Origin of the sequence: Winogradskyella ouciana (assembly GCF_009709615.1) — a bacterium.
GTDB lineage: Bacteria > Bacteroidota > Bacteroidia > Flavobacteriales > Flavobacteriaceae > Winogradskyella > Winogradskyella ouciana.
The window spans coordinates 43,654-57,818 of record NZ_WJYA01000010.1; the positions used below are offsets into that span (position 1 = coordinate 43,654).

Here is a 14,165-nt window from a genome sequence, read left to right on the forward strand (position 1 = left end):
GTTCTTATTCGCGTTTTAAAAAAATAAACTCCCCACCTTCGTGGTTAGTATTTCTTATCACACCATATTGAGGAATATTCTCCGTATTATTTAAAACCACTTCTTGTATGGTTTTAAATAAGTCGCTTGCCTTTAAGTGCACAGACTGATTTTCTTTTAGCGTTTTAAGTAGATACTTAATAAACACGCTTTCATCTGGTACAGGTTTGTCTAAACCACTTGTCATGGCATTACGTGCATTCTTTTTTAAGAGTTTCTCGACTGCTCTTGTTGAGGTTTCCGTATTTACATCTCTATTAAATTCAAATATAGAACCACTAAAACAAGCATCACTAATAAGTAGCGTGTGCTTGGTTTTTATATTAGAGATGTAGTCTTTTATATCTAGATTAGACATCCATGAACTCTTACTGTCTAGTACCGCATCAGAAGGAAGCCAGTAGCCTCTTTTAAAATCTTCATCATATACACCATGGCCAGCATAAAATATTAAGAGATGATCTTTTTCAGAACTTTTCTTAAATAATATATCCAAGGCATCGAATATGTCTCTGCGCGTAGCATCTTTTAGAAATGTAATGTTTGATGCCTCAAAGGCATAGTTATTTATTAATACATCATTTAACTCTGTAGCGTCATCAATAGGAAACTTTAAATCGCTGATATTGTCATCGGTATAATTTTCTTCTGCTATGATGAGTGCTCTATAGGTGAACTCTGAAACTATATCTTTTTTTCTTTCTTTTGGTTTGGTGCCTCTTGTAAGTTGGTTATCATAACGAAAAGTATTTAATCCATTAAGTTGTTCGTTAAGAGCTTCAATTTGCCTGTTAAGAACTGCAATGTGGTTGTTTTTTTTCTTGTATTCCTCTAAGAGAAATAAAATTTTTAAAGAATCTGACATTTTATCAAAATGCTCGGGTAGTTCTTCTCCTTCAATGTTTTCGTCATTATACCAATCGAATAAGTATCGAGCAGAATTTAGATTCGCTAATGATTTACCTCTTTGTGCACTTTCAAATATTAAATCGTATTCTTTGGCTTCTTCTATATTACCCAATGATTTATGTATTTCAGATATTTCAATAAGTTTATTGTTGTACTGTAAACTGAATATTCCAAAGTATTCTTTAATTGTAGATAGATCTAATAGTGCTGATTGCAGTTCTGGAGAATAACTTAACTCGTACTTATCTATTGTTGTGTTATAAGGTAATTCGCCTTTTTCATCTACTATGTTATACTCAAATTCATAAGTAAACATTTCCGTATAAAAATCTTTAATATATTCTAAAGATGCATTATCATCTGAACCTCTACTTTTTAGAGTCTCAATTCCTATCATTGGATTTAAATTTAGAGGTATTGGAGATGCAAAGCCTTTTAATGTCAATGTTTCAAAAGGAGGCGCAAATTGAAAATAACAGCTACTAAAAATTACGGTTTTATGAGGTGGTATTTTTCTTTCTGAGCCTATGAGTGCACAATTAACGTTTGGTATAAATCCAGATAATTCCCCTCTGCTATTAATTTCTATAACACTAAAGTAAATAGGATTATCAGAGAGATTGGTTACCTCTAAAATTGCCGCAGAATCAATAGTATTAAAATTTAGAATACCATTGGTTTTAGGGTGATTATCTACAGAAATTGTCTCTAATTCTTCATTAGTATTATAAACAACAGGTAGAAGTCTAAAGCTGAACTTATAGGCTTCATTTTTAAGGTTCAAATTTTTAATTTGGAAACCATAAGCATATTGATAAATTTTATCTTCTAAAAGGTCAATCGTTTTACTCGGTTTAGAATTATCTATTTTATAAGTGATTCTATTGTCAGGTAATTGAGTTATCGTATAATTCTCGTCATTATAACTCAACGAAATATGACTTTTAGATTTGTCTTTCTCAATCCACCCAATTTGTTTTTGCTTTATAAAAGATGAGATATTTGTGCGTAGGTCAGGATTATTAAAAGTGTCATCGAAATGTACTTTTAAACCCATAGAATTGTACGAGGGTGCGGGCATTTCTTGTGCCTGCACACTCATAATAATAGAAAAGAAAATAAGAATAAATGCTCTTTTCATATATTCAGTTTTACTCCTTACTTTTCACAATCTCATACACAAACTCAGTACTATAGCCATCGATTTTACCTTTTAGCCTGGCTCCTTTATTACCTCCACTTCCGCGAGTTTGAGTAAAAGTTTCTCCAACAAAATCTTCTAAAGGATTATTACCGCCTGGACCACGAGTTGTAACTGGTCCTCTGGTTTTTACAGTGGGTCTAAAATTTATAGGCTTTGGAGTAGCAAAACCTTTTAAAATGAGGGTTTCGTATGGGTCTCCAAATTCGTATGGACAATCTTCAAATACCATTGTCTTTCCCGGTGCTAAAAGACGCTCATTATCATTAATTTGATAAACATCATTTGGCATAAATGGAGCGATTTCGCCTTTAGAGTTAATCTCAATAATACTAAAATATAGTGGTTTTTCACTTTTATTGGTCACCTCTAAAAATACAATATCATTGTTTGTATTTACTTTAAACTTTCCTGCTTCATCGGTAAAAGCATCTTCTTCTATAAATTCTACGGTATCCGTATCTTCATCATATTTTCCAGGTAGTAAACGGAATTCAAACTCATAATCGTAATTCTTTAAACTTAAATTTTTAAGGTAAGACCCTTGGGCATAATTAAATAGAGTATTGGTGATATCCTCAAAATTATAGTCACCATCTATTTTCGTTTGCCTGTATATAGCTTCATCACTATTTAAAGCGGTTTCTTGGCCACGTACTGTAAGAACAGAAAGTGTGTCTTTAGATTCTGCAATGATGAGATTGGCATCTAAGCTGTCCTTAACAATTGCTCCTACTTTCTTTTCATTTAAGAAGCTCTCCAGTGCCTTTTTTACGGATTTGGATTTTACGGACTTATCGATGTACAGATTCATTTTAATGTCTCCATAAGTTAACTCATCAATAAACACCCAATATTCTTTTGCATTCTTTGTATTTAGAGGCGAGTCAAGTCTAATGATGGCCTCATTAAAAAAAGCGTTTGTTATTTTTCCCTGAGCAATCACTTTATTGTCATCAACTTTTGTAGTTCCTGCTGGTAAAATTTTAACAGTAGTTTCATTAAACAAGCCTTGTAATTTGCCTGCATTAATTTTAATGATATCTTCTCTAGATACTTTTGAAACTTCAAAGTAAGGCTGTTGTTTAACATACTCGCCACCAAATAATTTATAATCTACATCACCTTCAATCGTTGGTGATTGGTTTGGTGCTATCACATTCATATTTGCGGCAATGGAAGAAAATAACTTTCTGTACGTCACATCAGAGCCTAATTCGCTCATGGCTTTATTAAACGCAAAACTTAAAGAGCCATAACCCTCATATTCGTAATTAAGCTCGTCTGCTGAGGCACCAGAAAGCATAACAAAAGGTGATGCGTTGGGACCAGCCTTAGTAGGTTTTAAAAGTCCTTTATCTTTTTTATTACGATTAGGATCTGGTGTCCAGCCTGGTGGTGCAAACGTGGCTTCTCCACCTCGTGCTTTTCCTCCTCTTGTTGCAGAACCTGAGTGGCAGCTATCTAGTAAGATTAGTAACTGACCGCTTTTGCCTAATGCATTTCTAAAATTGGCAATGATATTACCTATTTCGTCATCTCTAATATGGTTTTGGCCATCGTATACATTTGGTACATACTTTACCAAGGCATCATAGGGTACTATAGATTCGTCTTTGTCATCAATTTCTTCACCATTATCATCAAATATCTGTTGACCATGGCCTGAATAATGAATCACTACAATATCTCCAGGTTTTATTTTAGATTGTAAATCCTCAATTGCTTTTAAAATTCCAGTTCTAGTCGCTTGCTCATTTTTTAAAACCAAAATGTTACTTTCAGTGAAGTTCTGGTCTAAAAGCGTGTTCTTAATTAACTGTACATCGTTAACTGAACTAATAGAGGACCATCCTGTTTTAGCAGGGTAATCACCAACAGCGATGATAAGTCCATACTTTTCTGCCATAGCATTTAAGCTAAATGCTAGCATTAGTGTAAGTAGTATTACTTTTCTCATTTTGTAAGTTTTAAAAAATTAGTTTAAGTCAAATAAGCTAAAGGAGATACCAAAATAGTATCCAAAATCATACACGTTTCTTGTAAAATCTGTAACGTTATCGAAGTTTGTTGTATCTCCAACGGATAAACCATTAGTCAATTGTTTTACAGGTCCGTAGGCTAAACCACCTGAAAGAGATAAACGACTCTTGCTACCAAAAAACATCGACGGACCAAAAAGGAAGTTAACACCTTCTATAGTTTCATTTGATGAAATAGGAATGGATAAACCAAAGCTTCCGCCGAGATTAAAATTCTCACCCATAAATGGATAAAAATTAATCATAGTACTAAGGTTGGGTACAAAGAAGTCATTCTTGTCTGCACCAATAACACCATTATCTAGATAGTATTTGTTAGAACTAGAACCAAAGTTATTAAGCGTCATAGCAACACTGGTATTAATTTTAAAACCACCTTTAGATAGTAATTTTATATTTCTCTTCTTTAGTGTTGTTTGTGTATTATCACTATCCATGCTGTTAGAGAACTCACTCTGTACAAATTTTAGCTCAATATTTACTTTATCTGCTGATAATTCATAATCATAGGTTTGCTCAAAGTTAGAAGCTTCGAGTGTTGTGTAAAGTGAGCGCAATACTTCTAAATTCTGTAAACTTTGTTCTGTAGATCTATTTAAATTAGTCATTAAACGCTGTAAGTCTGAGAGTGCAATATTTCGTGATACTAATTCACCTCTAGATATTGATATGTCTTCATTTTCAATAGAAGCTTCAATGTCGTTAGAAATAGCGTTTAGGTTACCTTCTAATTGAGAGCGACTATCTTTAATAGATTTCTCGACCTTTGCCAGATATACATAAAAATTATCTTTTGCACTTGGTAAACGCACATCTATTTCTTTATCAGCAGTTTCTAATAAATTTTTAAGAATGGTCTCTTTGTCTAAGTTAGGATTTAGAAGATTAGATACCAATGTTGTCTTTAATGCCGAAACATTTGTTATGGTGTTATTTAAATCCTCAAAATCACTATCTACTGCAGCTCTTGTTTTGCCTCTACTAGCGCTGTCTTTAGTAGTTTCGAAAGCGTCGGTATCAGGCAGATTAGATGTGTGTAAATTTATATCATCGTCTGTAAATTTTTTAATACCACCTAAAAGCGAGCTAAAATTGAACCCTTGTCCAGATTCAAACAATTCTTCTTCTTTTACATCAGTTTGTACCTGTATTGCAAAAGGGTTTACATTTCGTAATTTAAGCTCAACTAGGCTATTACGTTTTATTTTAGAATTTTCTAGAGTATCAGTGACTTTACCATTTTTATTTAGCTTTAGATATTTAACTTCTTCAGTTTGATAGTCATAAGTCACTCTGTATCGTTCTTGTGCAATAGCATTTCCTGATAAAAAGACTGTAAATACGATTGCATATATGGGTTTAATGTAATTTGTTTTCATAATATCAATTTTAAATTTCTTACTGTTTTATTTTCCAATAAATATTGTTTTTAAGTTTTGTTGTAAGCAAGTGCTTTCGATTTAGAGCACGTTGCCCAGATTGAATAATATCAAATATGTCTGAAATGATGGAATTGGTATCAGCAAAATAAGAATGACTTAAAAAACTTGTATCTATTCCGGTAGCATCAATAGTTTCAATACCATCTATAATTACCATTTTATCACCGGCATCACCAGCTCTATCATTTCCATGAAGCAACTTTGAAGCCTTAAGAGCTAAATCATCTGACGAGACATAAAGTGTTATTGGTTTTTTTGTTTTTGAGATCATTTGTGGGGCAATGTCATTTTTAAAGACGTCAGCATCGATATCTGGTGCTGCTAATATGATTTCTTTTATTCTTGAACGCAACTCAGGTTGATTTTCCATAACTTCAATCAATGCTTGGGTTAAACCTCTATTGCCCATGCTATGAGCTACCAAATAAATTTCTTCAGCTTTTGATTTTGAAAGGTAATCTTCTAAAAATCGTTTAATATTTTTTTGGGACCACTCAATATTTTTTTCATCCATGCCATATCTTAATGTTGATGCCTTTGAAGGCCAACTATAAAAAACGGCTTTACCATCAAATTTTAAATCATAGGATATTTGAGCTGTTCGCTTTGCGGCTTCACTAAAAGATGTATTGTATCCATGGACAAATAAAAAAGTACTTTTCTTATCAGACTTCTGTATATCATCAGCTAACCTACTAAAGAAATTTTCTTTGTTTAACAGGGTTATTTCATGCAGCATGACATGCTTTGATGGATTTTCTGAAAATTCAAACTTCCATATAGATGGGCTCTCTATTTCTCCAACTCTATGATCGTGAGGTATGCTGACTTCAACTATTCCGTACTTTAATATCGATCGTTTTGTGCCAAAAGCATCATTTAAATTATCTGAGTTAGTATAATTTCTATCCGTACCAAAATAAACCGGAAGTTTAACAAAGTCGGGCGTATTACTGCCTCTATCTTTAGTTTCTGAATCTAAATTGATTAAGCAGATTATAAAACTTTGTTCAACCTGTATATCATTTACTCTATAATTGAGTCTAATTTTTAAATTGCTTTGTTTTTTAAAACTGTCATTGACAAGTAGCCAAAATTTAAAATCAAATTGATTAAAACTATTTAAACTCTCAAAAGTTCTACTTTTGTAATGAGATTCAACCTGAATATTTAGGCTATCTAAGTTAATTACGGAATCCTTTTTAGCTAACTTAAATTTTGAATAATCACTTTTGTTAGTGAGGCAAGAATCGTTTTGAGCTATGTTATAATCTAATAACTCAACAAAGTCATTGTTTTGACCATAAACACAAGATGTGATTATGAATAAGCTAAGTAATTTGAAGCTTATGCAGAATTTTTTCTGCGATTCATTAAATGTAATTACGTTGAGAAACATTAATAGCTAATTTTATGTTTAAGTGGTAAAAAGTAATGATTTTACAATCTACCTTTTCTAGCTTTCTTCAAATATTTTGCCAAAGATTTATGACCAGCTTTTCTAGCGACCTTTTCTGGTCGTCTTTTTTTCTTGTTTTTAGCTTTTGCACTTACCCCTTTCTCAACCAAAATTTTTGCTAAGGATAGGTTTCCACTTTGCGCTACTAAATGCAGCAGGTTATCATTGTTAGATGTTGTTACACTTATATCTGCACCATTAACCATAAGTGTTTGTGCTATGTCTAAGTTTCCTCTTGTAACAGCAACTTGAAGTGCAGTGTATTTAGAATCCATACCAGCATCAGCTAAAATATCGTAGTCTAACAAGACGTCTAGCGCATCTAGATTATTGTTTTTTAATACAAGGTCAATTAATTCTCTTGCATAGCTATCAGAAATATTTTCTGAAGTATAATTGAGGATACTCTCTAGAGCATAATTATTATTGTATTCTATTGCTAGATTTTCAAACCTGCCACGTTGTTGAGTATATTTATAGTCAAAAATCCAACAGTAAATTCCCCAAGAATCAAATCGTTCTTTTAAATTATTAACGATAGCATATTCAATATTGGAGTAAATTGCCATAAGCAAAGCACTAGGCGGTACAGCTGTTATTTTATGCGCTTGGCAACCCGCTGTATATTTTACTTTATCCCATTGCACCGTTTTAACGCAGTCGCAATAAGGGTCGTATTTGTAATCTCCTGTATATCTGCCACCACTATATTCTACGGCACCTCTTACAAGTATGCCTTCAATGAAACCATTTTGATCAAAAACTGGTCCGCCAGAGTTTCCGGGAAAAGAATCAATATCACTTTTAAACCAATTATTTGGGGAATTATCTACAACTATAGCATTAGTAGAGAACTTAAGAGGAAGTCCGGTAGGACATCCTATAGTGTTTATGGCACCTTCTTCTAATACTTTGCCGCTTGTCCTAAAACGATAAGGATTTCTACTAGATTTTCTATCTAGTTTTAGTATTGCATAATCGTCATCAGTTATATCATCTAATTTTGATGTGATGATACTTTCAACCTCAAAAATATTTTCTTTTTTAAATTTAAGTTTATTACCGTCTATAAAATCAGATTCGCTTGTGTAGTCAAAAACCCAGACAAATTGGTCAGCTTCCTCCATTGAATTAATGCAATGGCCTGCGGTTACCAAAATATCTGGCGCGATCAAAAAGCCTGTGCAAGATCCAACTGTTGGTTGATCTAAAAATTTTACGCTTGGATCAAATTTATTAGTGCCAAATTTCATGGCTAGTAAATCCCTAAGGGACCAAGAATAGAATTCATCATTGTATATACTTTGTTTAGAAATCATAACAGCTGTAGCTCTAGCAAAATCTTTAAAACCTTCAGCGTCTTTAATTTCTTTACGGTCATCTTCACCAAAGACACCTCTTGGCACGTCTGAGCCAGGTTTACCAAATGGATATTCAATAATTTTTTCTTGTGCATTTAGTGATAAGAAACAAATCACTATAAATAGGGTAGGGAAAATATTTTTCATAAGACTTTAGTTAATAGCTTGTTAAAGTTATTGATTTTTATCTTATTGACAAGTAATAAGCCAAAAGGATTTTTGAATTACCTGGTGGTGCAATACCGTAAGCTTTGCCTAGTTGATACTTATTTAGTTTTCCTGTTGTAAGTTCGTCTAAAATTTTCAGTTTAAAAGGTTCTGAATACCGTCTGATTACTTTGTCATTTTTGTACATAATGTTTAAAATTATGTAGCCTTTATTCAGGACGGGTCATTAAGAACACCAACGGACGAATCTGGTATGAATAACGGAAATGACGAAGATGGTGTTTGGTTTGGTACACCAGATATGTCACCAACACCAAACTTTGTATTGCTTATATTAACTGCAGGATGGGCTTACGAAGGTTGGGTAGTGGGAGATTCTGGGCCATTAAGTACCGATTCATTTACTGTTTTTGATGCTGTAGATAGTGGAGCACCTTTTAGTGGAGCATCTGCAGGGTCACCTGTACCATGTGAAGATTCTTTTGAGAATCCACCCGCTGGTGGAACATTTCCATTAGATGTAAGAGGACGTACCGTTGTGATTTCTGTAGAACCAGTACCGGATGATACTCCAGCACCTTTTGTGCTAAAGCCATTAGTTGGTACCGCTGATAATGATACTGGACCTGCAACACATGCATTTGGATCTAATTTAGCACCATTACCATCAGGTTCTATTACAAGAAATTAAGAGTCCGGAATTATTTGAGAAAGAAAAATTGCCGCTACTATTGCAATAGGTTAAATTGAGTTTTTATAAAAAGTCTACCAATCGGTAGTCTTTTTTTCATCTAGCGCATTCATAGTAACATATGCACGCCAGCCTATAAGAGCAAGCTGTAGTTTAGTTGCTTTGCTAAGGTCTAATTGCTTTTTGGTGTAACTTGGAAGAATCGCCTTATTGGCTTTTGCGATAAGCTTAAAGAAAGATTTTCTCATGTTGTCGATTGGATTGTAAAAGCCGCTTGATGCTTTTGCGAGTTGTCAATTACTGACAAAAATAGTAAAACTTATTCTAGAACTAAGTTCTACTTTTTAATTGGTTGTTGGTTTGGTTGGTTTTAATTTAGAATACTGAAAAAATAATGTCAATAATCAATTTTGCTAATGTCATCATAATTTTTGGGTTTAGAGGTTCATAATTGTTTTCATTTTTTTGATTGAGTTTTCAATATATATAGGCAACAAATAATTCTCCAAATGTTTTCATAAAAATCGATGAAATTGCATTTATATTTATAAGTTAAATGATTGTATTTATTATAATTAATTGTGACTTACCTTCAATTAAGTTATAATTTATAATTAAAAAATGTTATTTGTATTATAAAATATAATATTTGAAGGGTGTTTTTTGAATGAATTTTTAAAACGTAGAGGCATTTCATCTTAAAAACACTCTTTTTTTAACTTTTCATGTTTTGTTGGTTTAATTGAACTGACAGATGTCGTAGTATTTCTGAGCATAATTTTGTATTTACTTTTTACTATTTTGGGTTTTAACATTTAGGCAACATATAACTGCTATCTTTGTCAAAAATTTGAAATATGAAAAGGTTTTTTCTTTTGTCTTTATTGTTGTTGTCTCTTATGGGTTGGTCTCAAGTTTTAGTCATTAATGAACTTGATCCAGATTCACCGAGCACAGATGATAAAGAGTTTATTGAGTTAAAGTCGCAAACACCAAATTTTTCTACTGATGGTTATATTCTAGTATTTTTTAACGGATCAAGTAGTGGAGGTGATTCTAGTTATATGGTCATAGATTTAAATGGTTATACAACAGACAATAATGGGTTGTTGGTCATAGGAAGTGAAGGTGTGTCACCTTTTCCACAAGTTCTGATTGCTGAAAACGTAATTCAAAATGGCGCGGATGCTGTAGGTATTTACCAGGCTTCTGTTAATGATTTTCCTGAAGGTACATTGGCGACACAAACAAACCTAATTGATGCTTTGGTTTATGATACTAACGATGCTGATGATAATGACTTAATGATGCTTTTGGGTGAAACTATGCAGTATAATGACAATGGTACAAATGCTAACCCAAGATCTATTCAGCGTTTTGTTGATGGTATGGGAATGGAAACCTATTCTACGGCGACACCAACACCAAGGCGCGAAAATGATGGTTCAGGGATTCCTATTAATCCAGTTGCAATCTCTGTGGAACAGACCCAGTATGATGAAGGTGCAAGTTTTGATATCACGTTCACATCAGAGACCAATGTCACTTCAGATTTAGATTTTACCATAAGCTTAAACAATTTTGGTTTTAATACTTCTGATTATACAGGAAATATAAATCTTACTATTCCTAATGGGGGAAATTCGTCAAGCACCACAATTAATTTAATAGATGATGCAGATGATGAAGGTGACGAAGTTATCCAAATTCAATTTGTGGATTTGGTGGAGCCGATTGTGGCGTCGAATAATTTTGTTGAGGTTAGGGTAGTGGATAACGATTTTACCATGGCTGCTTGGGGAACTCCTGTGAACCCTACAACAGGAATTGTACAAAGTACACAGCCAGAAGGTTATTACGATAGTTTGGACGGATTGGCTGATGCAGCTCTAAGACAAGCCTTGCAAGATATTATTGCAGACCCTACTACAGTAAGGGCGCAGACCTATGCAGATGTTATAGATATATTATTGGAGGCTGATCAGAATCCAGAAAACAGTAATCAGGTTTGGTTGCTTTATACGGAAGAAGGCAGAGCCAAATTGGATTTGCAAACCAGTAGTAGCAACGCAGGTAAATGGAATAGGGAACATACTTTTCCAAGATCGAGAGGCGGTTTTTTTGATATAGAAGAAGATGAAATAGCTGATGGTATTGATGTTTTTTGGACAACTGAAGCCGACTCGCTTCGTCATGGCAATTCAGATGCACATGCTTTGAGAGCTGCAGATGCTGCGGAGAATAGTACACGTGGTAATCAGCACTATGGAGAATACGTTGGGCCATCGGGAACTTTGGGTAGTTTTAGAGGAGATGTGGCAAGAAGTGTGTTGTACATGGAAATTCGATACAATGGATTGGAAGTGGTGAATGGCTTCCCAAATACGACAGGGCAATTAGGTGACTTGGCAACACTATTGGACTGGCACAGAAACGATCCTCCAGACGATTTTGAAATGAACAGAAATAACATTGTTTTTAATTGGCAAAAAAATAGAAATCCGTTTATAGATCAACCGCTTTTGGTGGAATATATTTGGGGAACTAATGTCGGTGATACGTGGGATCAGTCATTAAGTATTGATGATAACGAACGCTCTAAAATATCTGTATATCCTAACCCTACAAATGGAAGGCTTTATATATCGGGATTGCATAATGTTGATAGAGTAGAGGTGTTTTCTGTTGAAGGAAAACGTTTAATGTATTTCAACACAGTAACTAATTATATAGACATAGACATAGCATCTGGTTTATATCTAGTAAAACTGATTAGCAATAACCGCTCTGTAATTAAGAAAGTAATTAAAGAATAAAACGAAACATTGTTTTAATAGAAAAAGCCAAACTGCATATAACAGTTTGGCTTTTTCAGTTTTGATTGATTGATGAAATTATGTTTAGTTCTTTTTGGTTTTTACTATTATCACGCCGTCTTTTCCTTTATCGCCATATTTTTCTAGAGCATTTTTGTCCTTTAAGACTGTAACGGATTCAATTTCCTTAGCATTTAAGTCTTTAAACTTTTCTCTTGAAACCTCTTTACCATCGACAATAAATAAAGGGCTCTTGCCGTTATCGCCAGAAATAAAAACATTGTTATCGCTGTCATCTAATTCGATAACAAAAGTATCTTCTGTGCCATCGGTCTTGGTAACCCAAACATTTTTCTTTTTCCCATTGGCAGTATTTATTTTTTCACCATTAACAATAATAGTTTCCTTTTTATCGTCTCCATCTTCATCTACAATAATTTCGATGATTTCGCCATCTTCGTCACCAGATATTACTCGTACATCTTTAGACTGCTTTATTTTCTTTAGCTTACCTTTTTTACCACGTTTTTTAACAATGACTTTTGCTTCGTGCTCATGATCTTCATCATGTTTAGGGTCTTCGTGTACGTGCTCTTCGTGTTCGTCGTCAGATATTACAAAAACATTGTTTCCACTTCCGGTTTTGTGGATTTTATGCTTCCCATCGGATTTAGTTTCATAAACATAAGTGTTGTGACCATGTTTAGCGTGGCCATTACCTATTGAAATGCTATTATTCTCTTCGTCAAATACAATCTTAATAGGTTCAATAGCTTCATCATCTGAGCTAATCTGATAATTAGTACTTGATTTTTTAGACTTGGCATCAATCTTTATAGCTGTTATTTCTCCCTTATTATTGCGTTTTACACCTTTGAATTTAATAGTTAAGCCTTCTTTTTTTAGAGTCTCTTTTATTTTATCTAATTCAGAATCCGTTGTGTTTTTGTCAATAATAGTAATAGATATATCACCTAGTGTTTTCGATTTGTTTTTAACAGCTTTCGTTGTAGTTGGTGCTGTTAATCTATTTTGATTCTTCTTTGGTACATTAGCTTTATTGGAAGCAATAGCTTTGTTGCTATTGTCAAAGCTGATGTTGTTGTAGAAATCATTTAACTGAGAAGAGGCTTCATTCTGTGCAGTATTGCTCAGATTTGCTGGGTCTTCAACTTCTATTAAAATTTCCTTAGTATTAAAACTCATTAGGAAAAGTGCTAATGCTGGAAGTATCAATGCATATTTCCAGGCATTTAATCTGTTTGATTTTGATTTGTGTAACATAATTATTCTTTTTTTGATTTGTGAATTATAAAAAGTATTGGTAATCAAGAGTTTGTTTTTTGGAACACTTGATTTTAATAATACGAGTTGATAGCTTTTTTCGCATTCCGAAAAATTTTGTGCTTTATCATCTGCGATAAATTCTAAATTTTGCTCTATTTCTTTTTTGTAAAGCCAAATAAATGGGTTGAACCAAAATACTACACAAGCCAATTGCGTTAGCATAATATCAACAGAGTGCAGTTCTTTGGCGTGGGCTTTTTCATGATTTAATATGTGCTCTAACTCTTCATTAGAGTATTTGTTTGGGTTATAAACTATCCAATTAAAAAATGAAAAAGGCGGAATGTCGTTATCAGTTTCTATCAATATATATGAGCCATTTTTAAAATAGCTATGCCTGTTAAAAAGTAATTTAAGCGAAGCCAGTTCCATCAACAGTTTGCTAAGAAAAAATGCAACGCCTATACCATAGATTATAAATGAAAGTTGTAACCAATCAAATGTAGTTGCGTTTTTGGATATGCCTTGTTCTTCAGTCCCAATATCAAAAGTTGCTGAAGCTTCGACAAGCACAGGAGTATATTCTATATAAATAGGTATGATAACGAGCGGAAGGGCAATAGCAGTAACTAAACCTGTTATAAGATAGAGACGATTGGTTTGAAAGAAGGTCTCTCGCTGTAGCATTAATTTATAAAAAAGGTAAAATATGAAAACTACGGCCGATGCTTTTAATAAATATTCCATAGT

General features: G+C 33.4%; 10 protein-coding genes. 2 read left to right on the forward strand and 8 right to left on the reverse strand.

What is annotated here, in order from left to right; translation table 11 throughout:
* Window positions 1-4: 4 nt before the first annotated feature.
* The 6 genes from F1003_RS15040 to F1003_RS15065 are packed head-to-tail and all read right to left on the reverse strand — an operon-like array spanning window position 5 to window position 8,808.
* Window positions 5-2,089, reverse strand: a complete 2,085-nt coding sequence (locus tag F1003_RS15040) for a caspase family protein (RefSeq protein WP_155090263.1) — start codon at window positions 2,087-2,089, stop codon at window positions 5-7.
* A 10-nt stretch (window positions 2,090-2,099) separates the two neighbouring features.
* On the reverse strand, window positions 2,100-4,109 hold the full coding sequence (locus F1003_RS15045; protein WP_155090264.1) for a caspase family protein: 2,010 nt from the start codon (window positions 4,107-4,109) through the stop codon (window positions 2,100-2,102).
* Window positions 4,110-4,127: 18 nt separating this feature from the next.
* Window positions 4,128-5,570, reverse strand: a complete 1,443-nt coding sequence (locus F1003_RS15050; protein WP_155090265.1) for a hypothetical protein — start codon at window positions 5,568-5,570, stop codon at window positions 4,128-4,130.
* A gap of 19 nt (window positions 5,571-5,589) precedes the next feature.
* Window positions 5,590-7,032, reverse strand: coding sequence for an alpha/beta hydrolase (locus F1003_RS15055; RefSeq protein ID WP_155090266.1), 1,443 nt, complete (start codon window positions 7,030-7,032; stop codon window positions 5,590-5,592).
* A 41-nt stretch (window positions 7,033-7,073) separates the two neighbouring features.
* On the reverse strand, window positions 7,074-8,600 hold the full coding sequence (locus F1003_RS15060; protein ID WP_155090267.1) for a trypsin-like peptidase domain-containing protein: 1,527 nt from the start codon (window positions 8,598-8,600) through the stop codon (window positions 7,074-7,076).
* 37 nt (window positions 8,601-8,637) lie between these two features.
* Window positions 8,638-8,808 (reverse strand): hypothetical protein, encoded by a 171-nt coding sequence (locus tag F1003_RS15065; protein WP_235898397.1) that lies wholly within the window; start codon window positions 8,806-8,808, stop codon window positions 8,638-8,640.
* A 66-nt stretch (window positions 8,809-8,874) separates the two neighbouring features.
* Between F1003_RS15065 and F1003_RS15070 the strand changes: the two genes are divergently transcribed.
* Window positions 8,875-9,312, forward strand: coding sequence for a hypothetical protein (locus F1003_RS15070; RefSeq protein WP_202913901.1), 438 nt, complete (start codon window positions 8,875-8,877; stop codon window positions 9,310-9,312).
* A gap of 74 nt (window positions 9,313-9,386) precedes the next feature.
* Here F1003_RS15070 and F1003_RS15075 read toward each other — a convergent pair whose 3' ends face one another.
* The gene (locus F1003_RS15075; RefSeq protein ID WP_155090268.1) at window positions 9,387-9,560 is read right to left on the reverse strand and encodes an SsrA-binding protein; all 174 of its coding nucleotides are present in this window, start codon (window positions 9,558-9,560) and stop codon (window positions 9,387-9,389) included.
* Window positions 9,561-10,169: 609 nt separating this feature from the next.
* On the opposite strand from F1003_RS15075, the gene F1003_RS15080 reads away from it, so the two are divergent.
* Window positions 10,170-12,128 carry an endonuclease gene (locus F1003_RS15080; protein WP_155090269.1) on the forward strand — a complete coding sequence of 653 codons (1,959 nt, stop codon included), beginning with the start codon at window positions 10,170-10,172 and terminating at the stop codon, window positions 12,126-12,128.
* A gap of 84 nt (window positions 12,129-12,212) precedes the next feature.
* On the opposite strand, the gene F1003_RS15085 is transcribed toward F1003_RS15080, so the two are convergent.
* A complete protein-coding gene (locus F1003_RS15085) occupies window positions 12,213-14,162 on the reverse strand; it encodes a M56 family metallopeptidase (RefSeq protein ID WP_162306996.1) in 1,950 nt (649 codons plus the stop codon).
* Window positions 14,163-14,165: the final 3 nt, after the last annotated feature.

Bases quoted from the DNA above. Each gene is read 5' to 3' on its own strand.
- F1003_RS15040 (WP_155090263.1), bottom strand. From the start codon at position 2,089: ATGAAAAGAGCATTTATTCTTATTTTCTTTTCTATTATTATGAGTGTG.
- F1003_RS15045 (WP_155090264.1), bottom strand. From the start codon at position 4,109: ATGAGAAAAGTAATACTACTTACACTAATGCTAGCATTTAGCTTAAAT.
- F1003_RS15050 (WP_155090265.1), bottom strand. From the start codon at position 5,570: ATGAAAACAAATTACATTAAACCCATATATGCAATCGTATTTACAGTC.
- F1003_RS15055 (WP_155090266.1), bottom strand. From the start codon at position 7,032: ATGTTTCTCAACGTAATTACATTTAATGAATCGCAGAAAAAATTCTGC.
- F1003_RS15060 (WP_155090267.1), bottom strand. From the start codon at position 8,600: ATGAAAAATATTTTCCCTACCCTATTTATAGTGATTTGTTTCTTATCA.
- F1003_RS15065 (WP_235898397.1), bottom strand. From the start codon at position 8,808: ATGTACAAAAATGACAAAGTAATCAGACGGTATTCAGAACCTTTTAAA.
- F1003_RS15070 (WP_202913901.1), top strand. From the start codon at position 8,875: ATGAATAACGGAAATGACGAAGATGGTGTTTGGTTTGGTACACCAGAT.
- F1003_RS15075 (WP_155090268.1), bottom strand. From the start codon at position 9,560: ATGAGAAAATCTTTCTTTAAGCTTATCGCAAAAGCCAATAAGGCGATT.
- F1003_RS15080 (WP_155090269.1), top strand. From the start codon at position 10,170: ATGAAAAGGTTTTTTCTTTTGTCTTTATTGTTGTTGTCTCTTATGGGT.
- F1003_RS15085 (WP_162306996.1), bottom strand. From the start codon at position 14,162: ATGGAATATTTATTAAAAGCATCGGCCGTAGTTTTCATATTTTACCTT.